Raw genomic sequence first — 20,290 nt, forward strand, 5'->3', positions numbered from 1 at the left:
CAGGCACTAAAGATATTGCAGATTAACCTTGGGTTTCCCGCTCCAGCTCAGCTTCGGCTTCTGCAACCTTACCCTTGGTCTTCAACTCACTGACAATCACCGCCGCCACAATCAACCCGGCGCCCACCAGCGCAATCGCCGGCAAGCGCTCGCCAGCAATCCGCCCGACAATCCCGGCCCACACCGGCTCACCCGCATAGATCAACGTCGCCCGGGTTGGCGAAACACTCTTCTGCGCCCAGTTCATCGCCACCTGAATAGCCGCACTCGCCGCGCCCAACCCCAGCGCAGTCACCAGCAGGGTCCAGGAAAAGTCCGGTAGCAATTCGCCAGTCGGCACCACGAGCAGGAACGACAACACCGAAGTCGTAGCCAGTTGCACCACAGTGACCCGACGCACATCCACCTGGCCGGCGTAGGTACTGATCAAAATGATTTCAGCGGCAATCGCGATCGCACTGATCAATGTGGCAATCTCGCCCGGACTGAAATTCAGCGCAGCCCCGGACGGCCCCGACAACAACATCAACCCGGTAAACGCCAGCATGATCCCGATGCTCGGCATCAAGCCCGGACGACGCCCGAGCACCAGCCATTGCAGCAACGGCACGAACGGCACATACAACGCAGTAATGAACGCCGACTGACTACTCGGAATGGTTTGCAGCCCGACCGTCTGCAAGCCGTAACCAAGCATGATCGCCACGCCAATAAAGGCGCCGGCCTTGAGTTCGAACAGGGTCAGTTCGCGTAGATGACGCCATGAGAACAGCGCAACGATACAAGCCGCTGCCGCAAAACGCAGGCCGACAAAAAACATCGGGCCGCTGACCGTCATCGCGTGCTGCACCAGCAGGAACGTGCCGCCCCAGACCATGGTAATCAGCACCAGCACGCACTCGGCTTTGCTGAAACGAGAGAAACGGGGGGGAGTGGGGGAGCTGTTCTGCGACGTCATGACCTTGCGCACTATAAAAAGGAGGCCGCACAATGCGCCCAACGTTGCGCAGTATACTGCCCAACCTCACCGAGTGAGCAATATAGTGCACAAAGATTCAATGCAAAGGGCATCCGTCCTGCAACACGTCAGCCAGAACGTCCGGCGTCTGCGGCATGCCGCCGACCTGAGTCAGACCGCGCTGGCAGAAAAATCCGGTGTCAGTCGGCGAATGCTGGTGGCGATCGAGGCGGGCGAGAAGAATGTCAGCCTGACCACCCTTGATCGCGTCGCCGAAGCGCTCGATGTCGCGTTCAGCGATCTGATCCAGGCGCCGGATGCCCGTGATCCGAGCCGCATCAACGAGGTGGCCTGGGCGGGCACTCACCCGGGCAGCAAAGCGGTGCTGCTCTCCAAAGCCACGGCGACGCGCGAAGTCGAGCAATGGGAATGGTGCCTGCAACCCGGCGAGGTCTACCCCTCGCAAGCGGATGCCGAGGGCTGGAGCGAGCAGATTTTCGTCTTTGCAGGTTGCCTGACCCTGATGCTCGGCGACCAGCCGCAGCACATCGGTACAGGTGAGTTTTTTATGTTTGCCAGTAACCAGCCGCACTCCTATCGCAATGATGGCGATGTTGAGGTGCGGTTTGTGCGCAATGTGGTCATATGACCGTTCGTCGGTAAATCGTGGTTACCTGTAATTTCTGACAGTAGACGAACTGACCCTTCCAGCATTTGATGGCTTGGCGGATGCAAACGTTATTCGCTCCGGCACGGATATCTTCCTTGCCGGCTCAAGTTTCTTTGAATCATCAAAAGGAGTTTTGATATGCGGGACTTATCAACTGCATTGCCTGAAGCACTTCGAGTTAAAGAGGCAAAGGAAGGCTTTATATCCATGAAGGATATTCCCAATGGCCCGACTGCCATTATTCCCAAGCAACCAATTGAAGATGATGGCGATGGCATTCATATTCTGGTTGGAAACATGAAGACTGACTACATTGAGCTTGGTCCAGTTGTTGATCGAGTGTATGAATTCACCCTGCCGCGGGAGTGGCTGATCGATTTTGCAGGGAGTTCAGAACCCTTGGTTTTCCAGTACACATACTTTGCGGGTGGTATAAACGAAATCATTTCTGAAAAAACCCTTTACCGTATCCTTCACTGATAAAAACACGAAAAGTTGAAATGCTCGACCGGCTGGTATCGGTCGGGCATTTTTTTCGTTATGGGATAGAAAAAATACTTTTTTCTATAGATATTCTTCACGCGGTTGTTTGCTGACCCGAGTTGCGCATTTTTCATTTGATGTAATGGCAGCAGTGGTCGGCCATTTTGGTAGCGAGCGAGTGGTATGAGCGAAGTACTCAGCGAACAGGCAATAACTCATCAGAGCAACGCGGATATCCTGATCATCGGCGGCGGCCTCAGCGGTACGATGCTCGCGGTGCAATTGCTGAGGCGGCCAGGCCAGCTAAAAATCCTGATCATCGAGCCACGCGCCGAACTGGGGCGGGGCGAAGCGTACAGTGCGATCGAGTTGGGTCACACGCTCAACGGCAACGCCGCGCGCATGAGCGTTGATCCGGATAATCCCGATGATCTGACGCAGTGGCTCACCGAGCACATTACCGCTGGCGGCTGGCCAGAGTCTGCCGAGCAGAAGGTGCCGATCAGTGAACTGTTTCCGCCGCGTGGATTGTTCGGGGTCTATGTGCAGCAGCGCTTGGCCGAAGCGCGCCTTGTCGGTGCGAGAAATGGCTCAAGCGTTGAGCACATTCGCGCGGAGGTCATCGACCTGCAGGTCGAGGCCGATTCGGTGCAGCTCACACTGAGCAATGGTCAGGCACTGCGCGGTGGCTACGCGGTCCTGGCGACTGGAATGTTCCCGGCCGCGCGAACCCCGCAGACAACCTCCAGCGGACTCAACGCCGCCGCGCTCGATCCGTGGGATGTCGCGGCCATGCGCCAGCTCGACCCGCAATCGACCGTGCTGATCATCGGCTCCGGCCTGACCATGGTCGATGCCGTGGTGTCGCTGGAGCAAGCCGGGCATCGCGGGCCGATCGAAGTATTTTCCCGCCATGGTTTGTTGCCCCATGTGCGCCGACAACCGCCGGCCTGGGTGGATTTTCTTGGCGACGATCACAGCCTGTGCACGCCTCGGCAGCTGTTGCGCGAATTACGCCAGCAATGCCAGGCAGCCATCGCACAAGGCATCGATTGGCAAGCGCCGCTGGACACGGTTCGAGTGCACATCACCCGCTTATGGAGCCAGGCGACTGACACGCAGCGTCGACAATTCGTACGGCATGTGCGGCCGTGGTGGGAAAGCCACCATCACCGTTCGCCGCCGCTGAGTGCGGCGCTGGTTGAACGGTTGCACGCAGAAGGGCGGTTGCGGATTCAGGCGGCTTCGTTCAAAGGGCTGGTGCCGAATGTGGAAGGTGGTGTGAGTATTCGCATTCGACGTCGCGGTGAGTCGCAAACCTGCGTGGTGCAGGGCGCCGCGTTGATCAACTCCAGTGGCATCGAGTACGACTGGCGCCGGGTAGCGCGACCGTTGCCGCAGCAGCTGCTGGCGCGGAGTTTGGTGCAGCCGGGGCCGTTGGCGTTGGGAATCGCAGCGGCCGTGGATGGCGCGGTGCTGGATGCCGAGGGATGTGCCGCTGACCGGTTATTTGCCATGGGGCCGCCATTGCGCGGGATGTGGTGGGAGAGTACGGCGGTGACGGATGTGGCGTTGCAGGCCAAGGCGCTGGCTGTGCGATTGGCGGGTTGAGGTTGTTCTATCGGGCCCCTTCGCGAGCAAGCTCGCTCCCACAGGGGATTCAGGTTGCAAATACCATTTGTGCCACGCCACAGAACCTGTGGGAGCGAGCTTGCTCGCGAAGGGGTCATCTGCTTCAACATCTCTGTTGACTGGAAGACCGCTATCGCTGGCAAGCCAGCTCTCACATGGATTGTGTGATGGCTTAAAGGTTACGCCACCACTCGATAACACGGCACATACGCCGCGCCGCCCGGCAGTTTCATCCGGTGCTGGGCGACGAAGGCTTTGAGCAGCGCATCGAGCGGTTGCATGATCGCCGCGTCACCACGGATCTGGTACGGCCCGTGTTCTTCGATCAGGCGAATGCCCTTGTCCTTGACGTTACCGGCGACAATGCCCGAGAACGCCCGACGCAGGTTGGCCGCGAGTTCGTGCGGTGGCTGGTCGCGGTGCAGTTTGAGGTTGGCCATGTTTTCGTGGGTCGGATCGAACGGGCGCTGGAAGCCTTCGTCGATTTTCAGCAGCCAGTTGAAGTGGAACGCATCGTTACGCTCGCGGCGGAATTGCTTCACCGCTTTCAGGCCCTGAGTCATCTGCCGCGCCACTTCGGCCGGGTCGTCGATGATGATTTCGTAGTGCTGCTTGGCTGCTTCGCCCAGGGTCGCGGTGACGAAGGCGTCGAGTTGTTCCAGATACGGCGCGGCATGTTTCGGCCCGGTGAGGATCACCGGGAACGGCAGCCCCTTGTTGTCCGGGTGCATCAGGATGCCCAACAGGTAGAGGAACTCTTCAGCCGTACCGGCGCCGCCCGGGAAGATGATGATGCCGTGGCCAACGCGCACGAAGGCTTCCAGACGTTTCTCGATGTCCGGCAGGATCACCAGCTCGTTGACGATCGGGTTCGGCGCTTCGGCAGCGATGATGCCTGGCTCGGTCAAACCCAGGTAACGACCGCCATGAATACGCTGTTTGGCATGGGCAATGGTCGCGCCTTTCATCGGGCCTTTCATCACGCCGGGGCCGCAGCCGGTGCAGATGTCGAGGCTGCGCAGGCCCAGTTCGTGGCCGACTTTTTTGGTGTATTTGTATTCTTCGGTGTTGATCGAGTGGCCGCCCCAGCACACGACGATTTTCGGCTCGACGCCAGGGCGCAAAGTGCGCGCGTTGCGCAGCAGGTGGAAAACGTAGTCGCTGATGCCTTGCGAGGTGCTCAGGTCGATGCGTTGGCTGTCGAGTTCGTTTTCGGTGTAGACGATGTCGCGCAGGGCGCTGAACAACATTTCGCGGGTGCTGGCGATCATTTCGCCGTCAACGAAGGCGTCGGCCGGAGCGTTCAGCAGCTCCAGGCGTACGCCGCGATCCTGTTGGTGAATGCGGATTTCGAAGTCCTTGTAGGCTTCGAGGATGGTCTTGGCGTTATCGACATGGGCGCCGGTGTTGAGGATGGCCAGGGCGCACTGGCGGAAGAGGGTGTAGGTGCTGCCGGATCCGGCTTCGCTCAGTTGCTGAACTTCACGTTGAGAAAGGGTTTCCAGGCTGCCTTTCGGGCTGACCGAGGCATTGATTACGTGTCGTTGGGTCATGCAATGATCCTTAAAACGATGTCATCTCAAGACTAGGCGATGGCATCCGAATAGTGTGTATCCATGAATGAAGATGGCACGATCTGCGCTGTACCGCCATGTCCCCGTTGGACGCTGAAAAGATGAAAAGGAGCCCCAGCATAGCTAAATCCGCGGTAGAGGCGATAATGCGCCGGCCGGTTTTTTCAGTTAGCCCTTTTGTCGCTCAAGGAAGTCATTTGTGATGTTCGAGATTCAGCCGATGGATGCCGCCACTTTTCGCCAGCAGACCCGCCGCAGCACGATCATCATCGCCGTGCTGTTCCTGGTGCTGGCGATGTTGTTTTCCAGCGTGGCGGTGGCGCTGTTCGGCGAGCCTGGCGGCGATAACCTGCGCTTCAATGTCGGCGGCGTGTTTGTGGCGTTTCTGCTGACCGCAGCGTTACTGCGCGGGCGCTTCTGGAATCAGAGCTGGATGGCGCCAGCCGTGTACAGCTGGCGACTCAAGCGCAATCTGATGAGCATCACCAACGTCATGCATCAGGTCACTGCAGCCGTGGAGCAGAATGATCCGACGGCTATGAAGGTTCTGCGCTTTTACCATCTCGGCTTGACGCAAATGCACGAACTGGACGGCAACTCCAGTGATCACGGGCAACTGTGGCGGGAAGTTGAAACGCACAAGGCGCGGATGCAGGCGCTGGGACTCGATACCGAGCAGACGCGCCTGGATCCGGTCTGGCTGGAAGCCTTGAAGACTTCGCGTTGATTACACCGCTCGACGCAGTTTCCACGAACGGATTAAACGGCCATACACCAACAGGTTGACCGCCAGCACCACACTGCCGAGCGCCAGTTGAATCTGCGGGGTAAGGCCTGCCGGGTAGATAATTGGCCAGATGTAATGCTCGATGAAGCCGCCGGCATATTCAGTCTGCCCGGCCGCGTGGCGCATGAGGTTTTCCCAGTAGGTCAGCGGGCAGGTCAGGTGCAGCACCTCGACCGCCGCGCCCCAGGCCGCAGCCGGCAAATGCAGCCACATCAAACGTGGCCATTTGAGGACCAGCAGCCCGCCAAACAGCACAAACAGAATGAAGGACAAATGAAACAGCACCAGCCCGTCGGCTGCGATTCGGTACAGCATGTCGTCTCCCTGACGCATTTGTGAATGGCTCACATGGTACGCCGATGGCCGTCCACAGTCGGCGCGATTTAGCGCAATTGCGCAAGATTGTTCAAGCCGGACAAGGGGATTTGCTGGCAGAGTCTGCTGCTGTTTCCACTGTTGAAGAGCGATATGTCTGATTCACTTATGCCGCGCAGTGCGTTCCTTCGCGGCGCTATCGCGATCATGCCGTTGTCTTTGGCCACCGCGCCTTGGGGATTACTGGCTGGCTCCATGGCGGTCGAGGCCAACCTCACACCGCTGCAAGGGCAGGGCTTGTCGAGCATCGTGTTTGCCGGCGCGGCGCAATTGGTCGCGATCGGTATGCTCAAGGGTGGCGCGGGGATTTTTTCGATTCTGTTGACCACGCTGCTGCTGACTTCACAGCACTTGCTGTATGGCATGAGCATGCGTTCGGTGATTTCGCCACTGCCGGGGCGCTGGCGCATCGGGCTGGGCTTTTTGCTCACCGACGAGTTGTTTGCACTGACCAGTCAACATGATCGCCAGCAGTTCAACCGCTGGTATGCGCTGGGTGTCGGCCTGACGTTTTACATCGCGTGGAATCTGTTCACCCTGGCCGGCATTGTCCTCGGCAGCAGCATTCCGGGGCTTGAGCACCTGGGGCTGGACTTCTCGATTGCCGCCACGTTTATCGCGTTGATCACGCCGGTAGTGCGCAACGTGCCGACAGTGGTTTGCGTGGCAGTGTCGCTGTTTTGTTCGGTGCTGTTCAGTTACTGGCAATGGGGCTCGGCCCTGGTGTTGTCGGGGTTGGCAGGAATGACCGCAGGGTTTATCTGCAACAAGCTGTATCGGGAGCGCACATGATGGTTTGGGCGGTGATTTTCGGCATGGGGATTCTGGTGTTTCTCAATCGCTACGTGTTTCTTGAACCGCGTTTGCCGGTGCGCTTGAGTAGCAATGCGCGGCAGTTTCTCGGTTTTGCAGTACCGGGGATGCTCACCGCGATCTGCGGGCCGATTGTCTTCATGCCGGACAAACAGCTGAATCTGCAGTGGGACAATCCGTACCTGCTTAGTTCGCTGGTGGCGATCGCTTTGGTGATTTACACGCGCAGTACTTTGCTCAGTATGTTGTTGAGCATGGCGTTCTTCTTTTTGCTGCGGTGGTGGTTGTAAGTTGTACGTTTGAAACTGTTCTACGCTTCAAGGATGACGGGTAACTGATGACGGGAGGTGTACATGACGACTGAGCCAAAGCAGCCAGAGGCGGATGACCAAGACACGGATGAACCGACGCAAGAAGAAATAGAGCGGGAGAAACACAACGAACAGACCTGGAAGCGCGATGAATCCACAGAGCTTTCAGATCCTGACCGCAAGTTTTAAAGATTTTTACGAAAAAGCCCCGCACATGCGGGGTTTTTTTGGGGGTCAGAGATCGTCCAGCTGCGTGAAATCGGGGTGTGAAGCCCGATATCCCAATGTTCGGTCGATCCATGCGTTCAGCTCGTTGACCATCACCGGCGCGTGGCCGGGATACCCTTCGAGGGTGGTGCGCAGGATGCGTTCGATATCGGGAACGGCACGCAGGTTTCGGGTCTTGATGTAGTGGCCGATAAAACAGTCGAGTTCAAAGCGTTCTGTCATCGACAGATAAATACACTCCAGGCCGCTGACCTGTTTGATTGCAAAATCGTCGCGCAACTTATTTCTCTGCAAGGCTTGTAGACGTTATGGGGATTCCTGGTTTGTTGACTCTTTGGTCAACTGGTATACCAATCGGAAAGGCGGCGCGCATGCTAGCCGTAGTGCATCTAAATGTATGTATGACGGTTGAAATGTCAGACAGGCGGTTTGTTCATTCGAACGTGTGTTTTATTTGCAGCGTTTCAAAGATGAAACAGAGTTTGTAACGGCAGTGATTCGCCTTTCTGAGTCGCTGAAGGTTGCAATAGTTTTATTCTTCTAACGCTGCGTCAAAAGATCGCAGCCTTCGGCAGCTCCTACATTGATAGACGCGTGAAGTCGGCAGATGTTTAAGTCTGCTCAATAATCAAACTGGCCCCCTGATTGCGTGCGTTACCGACCGCTTTGCCGACTTTGTACCATTCGAACACTTCACTGCCTTCACCTTCGAACAACAGCATTTGCTCGGCGCGCTCAACAGGGGTTGCGGGGTCGAGCCATTCGCGCACCAACTCTGCGCGGAACACCACCGGTCGACGATCGTGGATATCGAGCATGCCGCCGGCGGCATCGGCGGTGATGATCACGAAACCGTCGTCGTCCCGGGTCGCTGTTTCGGCTGTCGGAAATTGGCCGATGGCAGCGCAGAAAACCGCCCCATGATCCGCCCGACGAATCAGCCACGGTTGTCGGGATTTGTCTTCGCTATCAACCCATTCAAACCAGTTGTCCACGGGCACAATCAAGCGATGTCGCCAGATCGTCCGGAAGAACGGGCCATGGGCGACTTTCTCGACCCGGGCATTGATCGGTGGTGGGCGATCCTTGGCCCAGTGCGGGCGCCAGCCCCAGCGCAGATTGTCGGCCTGCAGCTGTTGCCCTTGTTGGTGCAGGACGGCCAGCGCGGTAGTCGGCGCGGCGTTGTAGCGGTCGAGCGGTGCATCGCCGACGTGATTGATCAACGCGTCGGGAATGCTCAGCACCGCGACGAAGTCGTGAATGCCACGGTACTGCGAGAGTCTTCCGCACATCGGCTGAATCTCCGGTTGGAGATTTCAGCTTAGTCGCTGGCGCCTTGGCCGGTGAATGTGTCACGCCAGTTCAACCAGCGGCGTTCGAGCATGGCCAGCAAGCCATCGCTGAGTTTACCGAGCAAGGCGAGCACGATGATTGCGGCCAGCACGATGTCCGGCCGCGAAGTTTCCCGGCCGTCACTGAGCAAATAACCCAAGCCTTTGGTGGCCGCGATCAACTCCGCTGCCACGAGAAACATCCACGCCAGACTCATGCCGCTGCGCAACCCGGTGAACAGGCCGGGCAGGGCGGCCGGCAGCAAAATCCGCCTTACCAGTTGCAAGCGGCTAAAGCCGTAGATGCGGCCGACTTCCACCAGTTTGCGGTCAATGTTGCGTATGGCCGCGACGACGTTGACGTACACCGGAAAGAACGCACCAATGGCGATCAAGACGATTTTCGAGGTCTCGTCGATGCCCAGCCACAACAACAGCAGTGGCACCCAGGCCAGGCTCGGGATTGAACGCAACGCGGCGAAAGTCGGTTCCAGATAGGCCTCGGCTTCGCGGCTCAAACCGACCCAGGCGGCAAACACCAGCGCCAGACTGGCGCCAATGGTAAAACCCAGCAGCACGCGTATCAGGCTGGCGCCGATGTGTTTCCACAGTGCACCCTCAGCGAGGTCGGTGAGGGTCAGGGCAATCTCGCTCGGTGCCGGCATCTGGTAGGACGGCAGCCACCCGATGCGTACGATAATTTCCAGCGCAACGATGATCAGCAGCGGCAGGGCCAGGCCCTTGCAGCGGCGCTGCCATGCCGGATTTAAACGCGCAGGACGCTGGCGCGGAACGGCAAGTGGCGCGGGCAAGTCTTTGCAGTGAGTGGTCATGGTTTTTGGCTCCGCTCACAACAAATCCGCGACGGGCGCGGATTTGTCCTGAGGCTGATCGGTTACTGGCGGGCGATGGCTTGCTGCACACCGCTGTCGAGCAATTGATCGATGACTTGATCGACATTCACCCCACGGCGCACCAGTTCCTCAGAGACCAGAATCGGCGCCGCAGCCTTGGAGGCGCTGATGTCCTGTTGGGTCAGTTGCGGGCTGCTCAGGTCGGTGCGCGATAGTTGCAGCTTGGCTACGTCCAGCGGCAAGCCGGACTCCTTGGCGAGGAGGGCGGCGAACTCATCAGGATTTTTCAAAGCCCAATCGCGGGCCTGTTCGTAGGCTTTGATCACGGTGTCGATGGTCTGCGGGTGTTCCTTGGCGTATTGCTCAGTGACGCTGACCACGCCGTAGCTGTTGAACGCGGGGTTGCGGTAGAGCAGGCGCGAGCCGGCCTGAACCTGACTGGCGGCCATGTGCGGATCGAGGCCGGCCCAGGCGTCTACATCGCCTTTTTCCAGCGCGGTGCGGCCGTCCGGATGTTGCAGGTGAACCAGTTCGACATCGTCTTTTTTCAATCCGGCCTGTTGCAGGCTGCGCAGGGTAAACAGATACGGATCGGTGCCTTTGGTGGCAGCGATCTTTTTGCCCTTCAGGTCAGCGACGGTCTGGTACGGCGAATCCTTGCGCACCACCAGCGCTGTCCATTCGGCGCGGCTGTAGACGTAAACGGATTTGATCGGGCTGCCATTGGCCCGACTCAGCACGGCCGCCAGGCTGGCGCTGGAAGCGAAATCCACGCCGCCACTGTTCAGGTATTCCAGCGAACGGTTGCTGCCCTGGCTCAATACCCAACTGACTCTGGTTTGCGGCAAGGCCTTTTCGAGGAAGCCGAAGTGCTTGAGCACAAGACTGACCGGCGAGTAATAGGCGTAGTCGAGATGCACTTCCGCCGGCGCGGTCTCAGTCGCGTGGGCGAACGGTTGCAGACTCAGCATCACGGCGCTGGCGGCCAGCAGTGTTTTGAAATAAGGAAAGAACGATGTCATGGGGGCGCTCCGGTAAAGGCACAGGTTTCTTATGTCAAAAAAGATATTTTTATCGAATGCTTCCTGCATGAATGGAATATTGCAGGCTCTGTGCCATGTGCTTGAGAGCGCCGGTTTATAAGGGTTTTAACGCCAGGTGCAGGATTTCAGCTGTTGCGGGGGAAACAGTGTGATTCGCTACTGTTGGCAAGCAAACAGCAAGTATCAACCGTGAGGAGCTTATGCATTTATCGAATTTCAAAACCTTGAATCAACAGCGTTATGGTCTATGCAATTACTTTCGCAGGACTCGCCATGAAGCTTTCTCGTTTCCTCCGCAGTGCGTTAATCACTGCATTATTTACCTCGCCACTTTCCTACGCAGCCGAGCCCTTGGTCCTGCACGTCGGTGATCAGAACTACTACAACATCCGTGCCTCGGTGGAGGCGTCCGGCGTGTTGAAAGACGCGCCTTATACCGTCGACTGGAAGCACTTCCAGGCCGCTGCACCTTTGGCGGAAGCCTTGCAGACCGGTTCGCTGGATCTGGGCTTTCTGGGCGATTCCGGTTTTTTGTTTCTGGCTGCCAAGCAGGCGCCGGTGAAGCTGATTGGCGTATCGCGGCAGAATCCGGACACCATCGCGTTACTCGTGCCGAAGGACTCGCCGGTAAAAACCATCGCTGATCTGAAGGGCAAGAAAGTCGCTTATTGGCCTGGCGCCTGGAGTCAGCAGTTGACCTTGCGCGCCCTGGAGCAGGGCGGTCTGCCGGAAAACTACGTCGATTTCGTCAAACTGATGCCGATCGATGCCGCCGCAGCCCTTCCACAGGGCAGCATCGACGCTTTCCCGGTATGGGAACCGTACATTTCCCAGCAGATCGTATTTTCCGGCGCGCGGCCGATCCTGACCGCCAAGAATCTGATGCCGGGCCTCAGTGCTATCGCGGCGTCGACACCGTCCATCGACAGCAAACGTGCAGCCATCGCGGATTTTCTCGGGCGCTTGAAGCAGGCGCGGGCCTGGGTCGACAGCCACACGGATGAATACGCCGATCTGTGGGCGAAGAAAGCCAATCTCGATCAGCAGGTGTCGCGCCACTGGTTGCGTCAGGCGCACATGACGGTCGGCCCCGTTGACACACAAGCGGCGACGGATTTGCAAAGTACTGCCGACTTCCTGTTCAAAGTGAAAGCGCTGCCGGCTCCGTTAGCCACTGCCGGCATTATTGACACGTCCTTTCAACAGGCATTGGCTCACTGAGCGAGCGCCGGAACCAAACCCTGTGTACCTTATCCAACCTCCGCTCGCAGATCGGGGCGCAAGGATGGATAAGGGCGAGGGAGTTTTGCCAATCGACAACATGACGGCAGCCGCCGTGCTCAAGGCAAAACATGACATCCGGATTCAAGCTTCTCTGTGCAGCGCTCATCGCCCTCGGGCTGGCCGGTTGTATCGCCGCCCCGATAGAAATGACCGCGCAAACCGAAACGCGCCTGAAAACTCAGGCACCGGTGCGCTTCCTGTTGACGTTCGATGACGGCCCCAGCGCATCCAGTTTCTGGAATCCGTCGGCGACGGTGCTCGACAGCCTCAAGGACAATTCGCTGATGCCGAATATCAAAGCGGTGTTCTTCGTGCAGACGCGCGCACCGCGAGCGGGCAACAGTGACATCGGTCGCGGCATCATGCGGCGTGAGCACGAGGAAGGCCACATACTGGCGTTTCACACGGCCACCCACTGGCACACCAATCATCGCTTGCTCGATCCGCAAGAACTCGAAGAATCGCTGACCAACGGCACGGCTGATATCGCTGCCATCACTGGCGCGCCGCCGAAGTTGCTGCGCCCGCCGTTCTGGAATTACGACAAACGTACCTTTGCCGCTTATCAACAGCATGATTTGCATGTGTTGCTCACGGATTTAAGTGCCAACGATGGCAAGATCTGGGGCTTCAATGCCAGCCCGAGGCGTCGGGCAAACATGCTGCGACAATTATCAGAAGTTCGTGAACGGATTGCCCTTGGCGAATTTCCGACCGTTGACGGGGTGATTCCGGTAGTAGTGACGTTTCATGATCTGAATCGCTATTCCGCGCGGCACACGCGCGAATACCTGCAGATTCTGCTCGATAGCGCCGCTGCCACGGGTGTGAAGCTGGCTGACAAGCCTTTCTATGATGATCACGCTGAACTTGAGAAAGCCGCATTGGCTCGTACGGTGGAAAAAAGCTCGGAGCCGGTAAATTTGCCGGGGATGTGGAACTGGATCTGGGATCACGACGCACACTGAGGGCGAGGTGGATTGTTGTGATCGGGTTGGCATTTTGTATCGGGCAAGCCACAAATGGCTCATCTATGCTCAACGAGTCGACCGACCAACGCCTGCGAGGCGTGCACTCATGCTTGCCATTGACGATATTTGCCGGATTGTCGAATCCGGCTTTCCTGCGTTCAAGTGTGACTGCATTCCGAGTGCGCAGGGACTGCTGCAAATCAAGGTTTATGAGCCGGACAGCGGGCGTGTCGAATTGCTGCTCACTGGCGTTTCCCCGGAACACCTCGTCACGATCCGTGACATTTCCAACTTCATCGGTGAGTTACGCACCGAAATGAGCGCCGGTCGCCGGGCCTTTGCTGGTTAACGCCTCATAAACGTCGTCGAAACGCTTCAACAATGCGCAATGTCGCCTCACTGGTGTGCAGATTGCGCACTGCGTCCAGCGGATGCCAGATGCAATCAATGATCTCGTTCTGCGGCCGCACCTGTTCGAAGTCCAGCACGGAGACCTCGTAGACATGATGCTGTGTGCTGCCGCTCTGCAATTCCATTAAATACAACACATCGTCGGCGTCCAGGCCGGTTTCTTCTTGCAGTTCACGTACGGCAGCCTGCGCTCGGGTTTCCCCGGGCTCGACCTTGCCGCCGGGCAATGTCCAGCGGCAGCGGGGTTTGCGTACCAGGAGAACGTGGCGATCCTGTTCGCATATAACGGTTGCGCGTACTTTCATCTGTTACCTGTTTATTGCTTGTCACGAAATGGTAATAAAACTGCAATATTTGAGCCGGATCCAGCAACAAAGGTTTCATTGGAGTTTGGAGCGTTTGCGGCGGGGAAAAGTGCCAGAGCCATGACGGATGCGGCTTGCGACACCCGGTCGGCATTTCGGGCGGATCAGGGTGTAAGGTAAAAGCGTGAAGCTGGATCTGACCGTTAGCGAAAATGGAGGTGTCCATGAGCATGCCGATGTTGATCAAGATGCACATGAACGGCTATGACGTGCTTAGCGTGAACAATGGCCCATGGCGGGTTTGCACTCAGGGCGATCGGCTGGCGTCGTTTGGCAGCAGGGAGGAAGCACTGGCCTATGCCGCTGCGTTGCCTGGCTACAAAAAACGCTCGGCGCGCGCGCAAAGTCACAAAACCCACTGACAGGCAGGCCGTAACGAAAGAGCCCCGGCATGTGTCGGGGCTTTTGTTTGAGGTAGGTGGGTGGGTCTCAGTGGACCTTGGTCCGGCTGATGGCGCGGGCTTTCACTTCCTTGGCATAGAGTTGCAGCCGTTCCTCATCGCTTTGCAGCACCTCACAGGATCTCAGCACGCTTTGCGCATCTGCCTCGTTGCCGGATTTGCGCAGTTGTTCGGCGATACGTTTGAGGTCGACCGCCGACCATCTCAAGTCCGATGCAACGCTTTGCAGGTCGCGTTGAAGTTCGTGTTCGTATTCATTGAGCCGCATGATCACCTCCAGAACATTCTCGGTAGAAAAGAGTAGTCGCATTTTTCGTCGATGGGCAAAGCCTGTTCGTCAGCACGCTGAACGGTTGTGAAAAGTTGTGCAGATTGCGCCAAGGGCGCGGTGCCACGATGGATGTAGCGCCGCTTACACGCTACATTCACTTTTTTCAGATCAGGAATACACCATGCGGATATGGATCGGGAGTCTGGCGTTGACCCTGTTGGCAGGTTGCTCGTTGCCGGCCTCGCTGGTGCCGGGTGAGCCGAATATCAGCAAGACCAGTACCAAGTCGCCCAAGGACTATGCTGCGTGTTTATTACCGTTGTGGCAGAAGGATGTGGCCAAGACTTCGCAGACGTCGATTTCCAACGGCTACCGCATCACCGCGCCAAGCATCATCACGGCGGACGAGATCCTCGACATCGTCAAGTACAAGGATGGCAGCCGGGTTTCGTTGTATCAGGGGCCGCCGTGGGCCAAGTCCGGGTCGTTGCGCCAATCGGTGCGTGACTGCCTGTAACCACGCCTGCAGGCGGTGTGCATCGAGCGCCGGCCATCAATGGCCAATCCGGACGCATCGCCTTCAACCATCCCGCTCACTGAGCGGGTTTTTTTTGCCCGCGAGAAGGGCTATGACTAAAACTCATTGCCCCATGATTTTTAATGGTTACGGCCGGCTCCAGTCCCGGTGTTAAAAAATCGCAAACACAGCTCATCAATAACAACCAGAGAGCGTTTGCAGCCATGCCCCCTTTATCCCGCCGACTCTCCCTCCGCCCGTTATTGAACACGCTCGCTATCAGGTGCGCGTGAGCTATCGAACATCCCTCGTATCGCACAAGAGTAATGACTGATGAAAGAACTCGACCTGTACATCGGTGAAGGTTTCGAAGGCCCGGGCGTCAACGCCGCGCACATCAATATTCTGATTGGCCCGCGTAACGGCCCGGCCGGGCAGGCGTTCGCCAACAGCCTCGCGTCGCCGAGCCAGGGGCACTGCCCGTTCATGGTGATTGCGCAGCCGAACATCCCGGTCAAACCGATGACCTTGTACGTGAATAAAGCCGCGATCAGCAGCGACCTGCACGGCAACGCCACGTGGGGCGCCTCGCAGGCCGGGATCGCCAAAGCCGTGCTCGAAGCGCTGCTCGACGGCACGCTGCCGCCGGAAGCCGAAGACGAATGGGCAATCGTCACCGCCAATTGGGTCAACCCGGCGTGCGACGACCTCGATGCGGTGTACCTGAACAACTACAACGCCTGCCGCACCGCGATCCGCGCGGCACTGACCGGCAAGCCGGAAACCGCGCAACTGAAAGACGTCGTTGCGCACATCAGCAATCCTTTCTACACGCCAAAAGCCTGAGGTCGACGCCATGCAATACATCCGTTTGGGCAACTCCGGCCTGCAGGTTTCGCGTCTGTGCCTGGGCACCATGAACATGGGCACGCCGGACTGGAAACCGTGGATCTTCAATGAAAAGCAGAGTGAGCCGATCGTCGCGCACGCACTGGACAACGGCGTGAACTTCATTGACCTCGCCGACTTCTATTCCGCCGGTGTCGGCGAAGAGGTGGTGGGTCGCATCGTCAAGCGTCTGGCCCGTCGCGAAGACCTGGTGATCACCACCAAAGTCGGTTACGGCACCCGCAGCGGCATCAACGCCAGCGGCCATTCGCGCAAGCACATCATGGACAGCATCGATGCCTCGCTGAAGCGTCTGGACATGGATTACGTCGACGTCTTCATGCTGCATTACTTCGATGTGAACACCCCGGTCGAAGAAACCATGGGCGCCTTGAATGACATCGTGCGCTCCGGCAAGGCCCGTTACATCGGCGTTTCGACCATGCTCACCGGGCAGCTGGCGAAGATCCTCATGGCCTGCGAGCGCAATGGTTGGGTCAAACCGATCAACATGCAGCTGCAACTGAACTGTGCTTACCGCGAAGAAGAGCGCGAAATGATTCCGTTCTGTCGCGATCAGGGCATCGGCGTATCGGTGTTCAGTCCTTTGGCGCGTGGTCTGTTGACCGGTGACGTGCAGTCGACCCGCAACCAGACCGACTTTTTCACTCAGCAGATGTACAGCGACGAAGCCTCGTTCGAAATCGCCCACTCGGTGCAGCGCGTAGCCCGTGCTCGCGGTGTGTCGAATGCGCAGATCGCCCAGGCTTGGGTGGCGAACCATCCGGGCGTTGATTGCATGCTGGTCGGCGCCGACACCACCGCGCAATTCGACAGCGCATTGGCCGCACTTGAAACCAGGCTCGACGCTGATGAATTGCATGAGCTGGAACGCAATTACACCCCGTGCGACGTGATCAACGATTACACCGCCGGCAAACGCATCCTCCGCTCGGCGCGTCCGGGGCTTGAGCGTTTCACTCTGCAGGGAGCGGTGGCATGAGCGATTTGATCCGTCACGGCAACTTCATCGATGGCCAGTGGGGGCAGGGCGGCGCGACCTATCCGGTGCGCAACCCGGCCAACGGCGAGCTGATCACTGAGGTGCAGAAGGCTGGCGCCGAAGCGACCAGCCTGGCCATCGACGCCGCCAACCGCGCACTGCCGGCGTGGCGCAAATTGACCGCGAAGGAACGCAGTCAACGCCTCAAGCGCTGGAGCGAATTGATGCTCGCCAACCAGAAGGATCTGGCCACGCTGCTCAGTCGTGAACAAGGCAAGCCGCTGGCCGAGGCCATGGGCGAAGTGGTTTACGCGGCGAGTTTTCTCGAGTGGTTCGGCGAGGAAGCCAAGCGGGCCTACGGCGATGTGATCCCGAGCCACAAGGCCGATGCGCGAATCATCGTGGTCAAGGAAGCCATTGGTGTGGTCGCGGCGATCACCCCGTGGAATTTCCCGTTGGCGATGGTCACTCGCAAGGTCGGGCCGGCGCTGGCGGCGGGTTGCACGATGATTCTCAAACCATCGGAAGAGACGCCGCTGTCGGCCTTTGCCTTGGCCGTGTTGGCCGAGCAGGCGGGGATTCCGGCTGGTGTCTTCAACATTGTGTCCGGCGATGCCGTCGCCATCGGTGGCGCGCTGCAGGCATCGAGCATCGTGCGCAAATTGTCCTTCACCGGCTCTACTCGCACCGGCAAGTTGCTCATGCGTCAGGCCGCCGACACCTTGAAAAAGGTCTCGCTGGAACTGGGTGGCAATGCGCCGTTCATTGTCTTCGACGATGCCGATCTGGATGCCGCAGTCAAAGGCGCAATGGCCTCGAAATTCCGCAACACCGGGCAGACTTGCGTGTGCGTGAATCGCTTCTTTATTCAGGACGGCGTCTACGAAGCCTTCACCGGCAAGCTTGCGGAAGCGGTGGCGGCGATGCGCGTCGGCAGTGCACTGGACGGTGATACCGAACAAGGTCCACTGATCAACAGCGCGGCGCTGGCCAAGGTGGAAAGCCATGTCAGCGATGCCCTGGAGAAGGGCGCGACATTGTTGTGTGGCGGTCGTCGTCACGCCTTGGGCGGCACGTTCTACGAGCCGACCATCCTCACTGAGGTCAACGGCGACATGTTGATTGCCCAGGACGAAACCTTCGGTCCGGTGGCAGCGTGCTTCCGCTTCAAGGACGAGGCCGAAGTGCTGGAACGCGCCAATGACACGCCTTTCGGGTTGTCGGCGTATTTCTACAGCCGCGACATCGGCCGGGTCTGGCGTATGGCTGAAGGCCTGGAGGCGGGCATGGTCGGGATCAACGAAGGGATCATCTCCACGGAAGTGGCACCGTTCGGCGGAATCAAGGAATCGGGCCTCGGCCGCGAAGGTTCGAAGTACGGTCTGGATGACTATCTGGAGATCAAATACCTGTTGATGGGTGGTCTCTGATTCCCCGAAAACAACAATCTTTGTGAGCGCTGAGCCTGCTCGCGAAGACGGTCTATCAGTGGAAAGTAATGTGACTGACATGCCGCCTTCGCGAGCAAGCTCGGCTCCCACAAAAAGCAAAAGCAAGAGCAATCGGTTTCTCCGTCAATAACAACAATTGGAGACGAACATGTCCGCTCAACCCATAAAAATCGATGACCTGCCGATCGGCCGGTTTCACATCAAGATCGCCGGCCTGACCTTCGGCGCGCACTTCACCGACGGCTACATTCTCGGCCTGATCGGTATCGCGTTCACCTTGCTCAGTCCGCAGATGCAACTGGATGCGTTCTGGCAAGGCTTGATCGGCGCGTCGGCGTTGATCGGGCTGTTTCTCGGTAGTCTGTTTTTCGGCTGGATCTCCGACAAGGTCGGCCGCCAGAAAATCTTTCTGGTCAGTTTTGTGCTGATCACCGTGGCCTCGGTGATGCAGTTTTATGTCGAAACAGCGATGAGTCTGTTTCTCTGCCGGGTGCTGATCGGCATCGGCTTGGGCGGCGATTTCAGCGTCGGCCACGCGATGCTGGCCGAGTTCTCGCCGAAGAAACATCGCGGCGTTTTGCTCGGTTCTTTCAGCGTGATCTGGACCTTCGGTTACGTTGCCGCAACCTTCGTCGGCACGGCGATGCTCAGCCTTGGCGATGATGCCTGGCGCTGGATGCTGGCGTCGTCGGCGATTCCGGCGGCATTGATCCTGATCGCGCGCATCGGCACGCCGGAATCGCCACGCTGGCTGGTCAATCAGGGACGCATCGCCGAGGCGCGGGCGATCGTCAAAAAACACTTGGGCGATAACGTCGAACTCGACGAAACCCGCTCTACGGAAACCCGTTCCGGGTATGCGGTGCTGTTCAGCCGTGAGTACCGCAAGCGCACCGCGTTCAACTGCCTGTTCTTCGTGTGCATCGTGATGCCGTACTTTGCGATCTACACATTCCTGCCGTCGATTTTGCAGAAGATGGGCCTGGCCGAAGGATTCGGCACTGAGTTGATGTTGAACATGCTGCTGATCCTCGGCGCGCTGATCGGTATCTGGTGCACGATCAAATTCACCCGGCGTGGATTCCTCATCAACTCGTTCATCATTCTCTCGGTGGCGCTGTTTCTGCTGGCGGTACTGCCGGGCAGTGCGGCGTGGCTGATGGTGCTGGTGTTTGGTCTGTTTACGTTGGTGTTGTCGGCGGTGAGCAATCTGGTCGGGGTGTTCCCGGCGGAGAGCTTTCCGACCGAGGTTCGCGCCAGCGGTATCGGGCTGGCGACGGCAGTGAGTCGTTTGGGGTCGGCCGTGAGTACGTTCCTGCTGCCGGTGAGTGTGGCCGGGATCGGCTTGAGCCCGACGATGGGCATTCTCGCGGCGATTCTGGCGATTGGCGCATGGCTGTCGTGGGCGTGGGCGCCGGAGACCAAATCGCTGACGTTGAGTCAGGCGTGCAAGGCGCAGACCACGGTGGAGGGGAGTTCGATTGTGGTGAGCAAAGTCGCTACGCCGATTTGATGTGCAAGGCTTAAAACCTCCCCCTCACCCCAGCCCTCCCGAAACGTCGGACCGCCCCCAAGGGGCGAGGGGGAAAGGGGGCGATCTATGTAATATTCAAAATCTACGTTCGACTCGGTATCTCAGGTCGGCGTAGTTCGAATAATCACCTCACCC

General features: G+C 58.3%; 25 protein-coding genes. 16 read left to right on the forward strand and 9 right to left on the reverse strand.

What is annotated here, in order from left to right:
- Positions 1–22: 22 nt before the first annotated feature.
- Entirely contained in the window at positions 23–958 is a 936-nt protein-coding gene (locus AB4O01_RS02375) for a DMT family transporter (protein ID WP_460090556.1), read from the reverse strand.
- 85 nt (positions 959–1,043) lie between these two features.
- Between AB4O01_RS02375 and AB4O01_RS02380 the strand changes: the two genes are divergently transcribed.
- The 3 genes from AB4O01_RS02380 to AB4O01_RS02390 all read left to right on the forward strand — a co-directional run bounded on the left by AB4O01_RS02380 (position 1,044) and on the right by AB4O01_RS02390 (position 3,722).
- Positions 1,044–1,607: a helix-turn-helix domain-containing protein gene (locus tag AB4O01_RS02380; RefSeq protein WP_186623556.1), complete on the forward strand. Its 564-nt coding sequence runs from the start codon at positions 1,044–1,046 to the stop codon at positions 1,605–1,607.
- A 159-nt stretch (positions 1,608–1,766) separates the two neighbouring features.
- The gene (locus tag AB4O01_RS02385; RefSeq protein ID WP_460090557.1) at positions 1,767–2,108 is read left to right on the forward strand and encodes a hypothetical protein; all 342 of its coding nucleotides are present in this window, start codon (positions 1,767–1,769) and stop codon (positions 2,106–2,108) included.
- 186 nt (positions 2,109–2,294) lie between these two features.
- Positions 2,295–3,722: an FAD/NAD(P)-binding protein gene (locus tag AB4O01_RS02390; protein WP_460090558.1), complete on the forward strand. Its 1,428-nt coding sequence runs from the start codon at positions 2,295–2,297 to the stop codon at positions 3,720–3,722.
- A 200-nt stretch (positions 3,723–3,922) separates the two neighbouring features.
- On the opposite strand, the gene ppnN is transcribed toward AB4O01_RS02390, so the two are convergent.
- Entirely contained in the window at positions 3,923–5,296 is a 1,374-nt protein-coding gene (gene ppnN / locus AB4O01_RS02395) for a nucleotide 5'-monophosphate nucleosidase PpnN (RefSeq protein WP_034152412.1), read from the reverse strand.
- 223 nt (positions 5,297–5,519) lie between these two features.
- Here ppnN and AB4O01_RS02400 point away from each other — a divergent pair, with 223 nt between their 5' ends.
- On the forward strand, positions 5,520–6,044 hold the full coding sequence (locus tag AB4O01_RS02400; protein ID WP_194934376.1) for a DUF3087 domain-containing protein: 525 nt from the start codon (positions 5,520–5,522) through the stop codon (positions 6,042–6,044).
- Here AB4O01_RS02400 and AB4O01_RS02405 read toward each other — a convergent pair whose 3' ends face one another.
- Positions 6,045–6,419, reverse strand: coding sequence for a DUF2784 domain-containing protein (locus AB4O01_RS02405; protein WP_460090561.1), 375 nt, complete (start codon positions 6,417–6,419; stop codon positions 6,045–6,047).
- Between the two features lie 153 nt (positions 6,420–6,572).
- On the opposite strand from AB4O01_RS02405, the gene AB4O01_RS02410 reads away from it, so the two are divergent.
- The 3 genes from AB4O01_RS02410 to AB4O01_RS02420 all read left to right on the forward strand — a co-directional run bounded on the left by AB4O01_RS02410 (position 6,573) and on the right by AB4O01_RS02420 (position 7,792).
- Positions 6,573–7,271, forward strand: coding sequence for an AzlC family ABC transporter permease (locus tag AB4O01_RS02410; RefSeq protein ID WP_460090563.1), 699 nt, complete (start codon positions 6,573–6,575; stop codon positions 7,269–7,271).
- Positions 7,271–7,582, forward strand: coding sequence for an AzlD domain-containing protein (locus AB4O01_RS02415; protein WP_174244501.1), 312 nt, complete (start codon positions 7,271–7,273; stop codon positions 7,580–7,582). Before AB4O01_RS02410 ends, AB4O01_RS02415 begins: the two co-directional genes overlap by 1 nt.
- 63 nt (positions 7,583–7,645) lie before the next feature.
- Complete coding sequence (locus tag AB4O01_RS02420) at positions 7,646–7,792, forward strand: hypothetical protein (RefSeq protein WP_177413101.1); 147 nt, start codon at positions 7,646–7,648, stop codon at positions 7,790–7,792.
- Between the two features lie 45 nt (positions 7,793–7,837).
- On the opposite strand, the gene AB4O01_RS02425 is transcribed toward AB4O01_RS02420, so the two are convergent.
- From AB4O01_RS02425 to AB4O01_RS02440, 4 genes are all read right to left on the reverse strand, one after another.
- A complete protein-coding gene (locus AB4O01_RS02425; RefSeq protein WP_093437355.1) occupies positions 7,838–8,110 on the reverse strand; it encodes a hypothetical protein in 273 nt (90 codons plus the stop codon).
- 332 nt (positions 8,111–8,442) lie between these two features.
- On the reverse strand, positions 8,443–9,123 hold the full coding sequence (locus AB4O01_RS02430) for an SOS response-associated peptidase (RefSeq protein WP_320337069.1): 681 nt from the start codon (positions 9,121–9,123) through the stop codon (positions 8,443–8,445).
- A 29-nt stretch (positions 9,124–9,152) separates the two neighbouring features.
- Positions 9,153–9,995, reverse strand: a complete 843-nt coding sequence (locus AB4O01_RS02435; RefSeq protein WP_093437364.1) for an ABC transporter permease — start codon at positions 9,993–9,995, stop codon at positions 9,153–9,155.
- A 62-nt stretch (positions 9,996–10,057) separates the two neighbouring features.
- Complete coding sequence (locus tag AB4O01_RS02440; RefSeq protein ID WP_460090564.1) at positions 10,058–11,038, reverse strand: aliphatic sulfonate ABC transporter substrate-binding protein; 981 nt, start codon at positions 11,036–11,038, stop codon at positions 10,058–10,060.
- Between the two features lie 294 nt (positions 11,039–11,332).
- Here AB4O01_RS02440 and AB4O01_RS02445 point away from each other — a divergent pair, with 294 nt between their 5' ends.
- From AB4O01_RS02445 to AB4O01_RS02455, 3 genes are all read left to right on the forward strand, one after another.
- Positions 11,333–12,280, forward strand: coding sequence for an ABC transporter substrate-binding protein (locus tag AB4O01_RS02445; RefSeq protein WP_460090565.1), 948 nt, complete (start codon positions 11,333–11,335; stop codon positions 12,278–12,280).
- Between the two features lie 131 nt (positions 12,281–12,411).
- The gene (locus AB4O01_RS02450) at positions 12,412–13,311 is read left to right on the forward strand and encodes a polysaccharide deacetylase family protein (RefSeq protein WP_460090566.1); all 900 of its coding nucleotides are present in this window, start codon (positions 12,412–12,414) and stop codon (positions 13,309–13,311) included.
- Between the two features lie 109 nt (positions 13,312–13,420).
- Positions 13,421–13,663, forward strand: a complete 243-nt coding sequence (locus AB4O01_RS02455) for a DUF1652 domain-containing protein (protein WP_093437383.1) — start codon at positions 13,421–13,423, stop codon at positions 13,661–13,663.
- A gap of 4 nt (positions 13,664–13,667) precedes the next feature.
- Here AB4O01_RS02455 and AB4O01_RS02460 read toward each other — a convergent pair whose 3' ends face one another.
- Positions 13,668–14,030, reverse strand: a complete 363-nt coding sequence (locus AB4O01_RS02460) for an NUDIX hydrolase (protein WP_093437386.1) — start codon at positions 14,028–14,030, stop codon at positions 13,668–13,670.
- Between the two features lie 224 nt (positions 14,031–14,254).
- On the opposite strand from AB4O01_RS02460, the gene AB4O01_RS02465 reads away from it, so the two are divergent.
- On the forward strand, positions 14,255–14,452 hold the full coding sequence (locus tag AB4O01_RS02465) for a DUF2188 domain-containing protein (protein WP_116255438.1): 198 nt from the start codon (positions 14,255–14,257) through the stop codon (positions 14,450–14,452).
- Between the two features lie 67 nt (positions 14,453–14,519).
- Here AB4O01_RS02465 and AB4O01_RS02470 read toward each other — a convergent pair whose 3' ends face one another.
- Positions 14,520–14,759 (reverse strand): hypothetical protein, encoded by a 240-nt coding sequence (locus AB4O01_RS02470; protein WP_016983018.1) that lies wholly within the window; start codon positions 14,757–14,759, stop codon positions 14,520–14,522.
- A gap of 184 nt (positions 14,760–14,943) precedes the next feature.
- Here AB4O01_RS02470 and AB4O01_RS02475 point away from each other — a divergent pair, with 184 nt between their 5' ends.
- The 5 genes from AB4O01_RS02475 to AB4O01_RS02495 all read left to right on the forward strand — a co-directional run bounded on the left by AB4O01_RS02475 (position 14,944) and on the right by AB4O01_RS02495 (position 20,134).
- Positions 14,944–15,279 carry a hypothetical protein gene (locus tag AB4O01_RS02475; RefSeq protein WP_116255439.1) on the forward strand — a complete coding sequence of 112 codons (336 nt, stop codon included), beginning with the start codon at positions 14,944–14,946 and terminating at the stop codon, positions 15,277–15,279.
- A gap of 333 nt (positions 15,280–15,612) precedes the next feature.
- Positions 15,613–16,125 (forward strand): formaldehyde-activating enzyme, encoded by a 513-nt coding sequence (gene fae, locus AB4O01_RS02480; protein ID WP_093437400.1) that lies wholly within the window; start codon positions 15,613–15,615, stop codon positions 16,123–16,125.
- 10 nt (positions 16,126–16,135) lie between these two features.
- Positions 16,136–17,170 carry an aldo/keto reductase gene (locus tag AB4O01_RS02485; RefSeq protein WP_093437404.1) on the forward strand — a complete coding sequence of 345 codons (1,035 nt, stop codon included), beginning with the start codon at positions 16,136–16,138 and terminating at the stop codon, positions 17,168–17,170.
- Positions 17,167–18,600, forward strand: a complete 1,434-nt coding sequence (locus tag AB4O01_RS02490; protein WP_460090569.1) for an NAD-dependent succinate-semialdehyde dehydrogenase — start codon at positions 17,167–17,169, stop codon at positions 18,598–18,600. Before AB4O01_RS02485 ends, AB4O01_RS02490 begins: the two co-directional genes overlap by 4 nt.
- 169 nt (positions 18,601–18,769) lie before the next feature.
- Positions 18,770–20,134 (forward strand): MFS transporter, encoded by a 1,365-nt coding sequence (locus tag AB4O01_RS02495; RefSeq protein ID WP_320337063.1) that lies wholly within the window; start codon positions 18,770–18,772, stop codon positions 20,132–20,134.
- Positions 20,135–20,290 lie beyond the last annotated feature (156 nt).

The sequence above is a fragment of the Pseudomonas sp. S2_E02 genome (genome assembly GCF_054668355.1).

What these genes read in the sequence shown, in the direction of transcription:
- AB4O01_RS02375 (WP_460090556.1), bottom strand. Translation starts at nt 958, where the DNA reads ATGACGTCGCAGAACAGCTCCCCCACTCCCCCCCGTTTCTCTCGTTTC.
- AB4O01_RS02385 (WP_460090557.1), top strand. Translation starts at nt 1,767, where the DNA reads ATGCGGGACTTATCAACTGCATTGCCTGAAGCACTTCGAGTTAAAGAG.
- AB4O01_RS02390 (WP_460090558.1), top strand. Translation starts at nt 2,295, where the DNA reads ATGAGCGAAGTACTCAGCGAACAGGCAATAACTCATCAGAGCAACGCG.
- ppnN (WP_034152412.1), bottom strand. Translation starts at nt 5,296, where the DNA reads ATGACCCAACGACACGTAATCAATGCCTCGGTCAGCCCGAAAGGCAGC.
- AB4O01_RS02400 (WP_194934376.1), top strand. Translation starts at nt 5,520, where the DNA reads ATGTTCGAGATTCAGCCGATGGATGCCGCCACTTTTCGCCAGCAGACC.
- AB4O01_RS02405 (WP_460090561.1), bottom strand. Translation starts at nt 6,419, where the DNA reads ATGCTGTACCGAATCGCAGCCGACGGGCTGGTGCTGTTTCATTTGTCC.
- AB4O01_RS02410 (WP_460090563.1), top strand. Translation starts at nt 6,573, where the DNA reads ATGTCTGATTCACTTATGCCGCGCAGTGCGTTCCTTCGCGGCGCTATC.
- AB4O01_RS02415 (WP_174244501.1), top strand. Translation starts at nt 7,271, where the DNA reads ATGGTTTGGGCGGTGATTTTCGGCATGGGGATTCTGGTGTTTCTCAAT.
- AB4O01_RS02420 (WP_177413101.1), top strand. Translation starts at nt 7,646, where the DNA reads ATGACGACTGAGCCAAAGCAGCCAGAGGCGGATGACCAAGACACGGAT.
- AB4O01_RS02430 (WP_320337069.1), bottom strand. Translation starts at nt 9,123, where the DNA reads ATGTGCGGAAGACTCTCGCAGTACCGTGGCATTCACGACTTCGTCGCG.
- AB4O01_RS02435 (WP_093437364.1), bottom strand. Translation starts at nt 9,995, where the DNA reads ATGACCACTCACTGCAAAGACTTGCCCGCGCCACTTGCCGTTCCGCGC.
- AB4O01_RS02440 (WP_460090564.1), bottom strand. Translation starts at nt 11,038, where the DNA reads ATGACATCGTTCTTTCCTTATTTCAAAACACTGCTGGCCGCCAGCGCC.
- AB4O01_RS02445 (WP_460090565.1), top strand. Translation starts at nt 11,333, where the DNA reads ATGAAGCTTTCTCGTTTCCTCCGCAGTGCGTTAATCACTGCATTATTT.
- AB4O01_RS02450 (WP_460090566.1), top strand. Translation starts at nt 12,412, where the DNA reads ATGACATCCGGATTCAAGCTTCTCTGTGCAGCGCTCATCGCCCTCGGG.
- AB4O01_RS02455 (WP_093437383.1), top strand. Translation starts at nt 13,421, where the DNA reads ATGCTTGCCATTGACGATATTTGCCGGATTGTCGAATCCGGCTTTCCT.
- AB4O01_RS02460 (WP_093437386.1), bottom strand. Translation starts at nt 14,030, where the DNA reads ATGAAAGTACGCGCAACCGTTATATGCGAACAGGATCGCCACGTTCTC.
- AB4O01_RS02465 (WP_116255438.1), top strand. Translation starts at nt 14,255, where the DNA reads ATGAGCATGCCGATGTTGATCAAGATGCACATGAACGGCTATGACGTG.
- AB4O01_RS02470 (WP_016983018.1), bottom strand. Translation starts at nt 14,759, where the DNA reads ATGCGGCTCAATGAATACGAACACGAACTTCAACGCGACCTGCAAAGC.
- AB4O01_RS02475 (WP_116255439.1), top strand. Translation starts at nt 14,944, where the DNA reads ATGCGGATATGGATCGGGAGTCTGGCGTTGACCCTGTTGGCAGGTTGC.
- fae (WP_093437400.1), top strand. Translation starts at nt 15,613, where the DNA reads ATGAAAGAACTCGACCTGTACATCGGTGAAGGTTTCGAAGGCCCGGGC.
- AB4O01_RS02485 (WP_093437404.1), top strand. Translation starts at nt 16,136, where the DNA reads ATGCAATACATCCGTTTGGGCAACTCCGGCCTGCAGGTTTCGCGTCTG.
- AB4O01_RS02490 (WP_460090569.1), top strand. Translation starts at nt 17,167, where the DNA reads ATGAGCGATTTGATCCGTCACGGCAACTTCATCGATGGCCAGTGGGGG.
- AB4O01_RS02495 (WP_320337063.1), top strand. Translation starts at nt 18,770, where the DNA reads ATGTCCGCTCAACCCATAAAAATCGATGACCTGCCGATCGGCCGGTTT.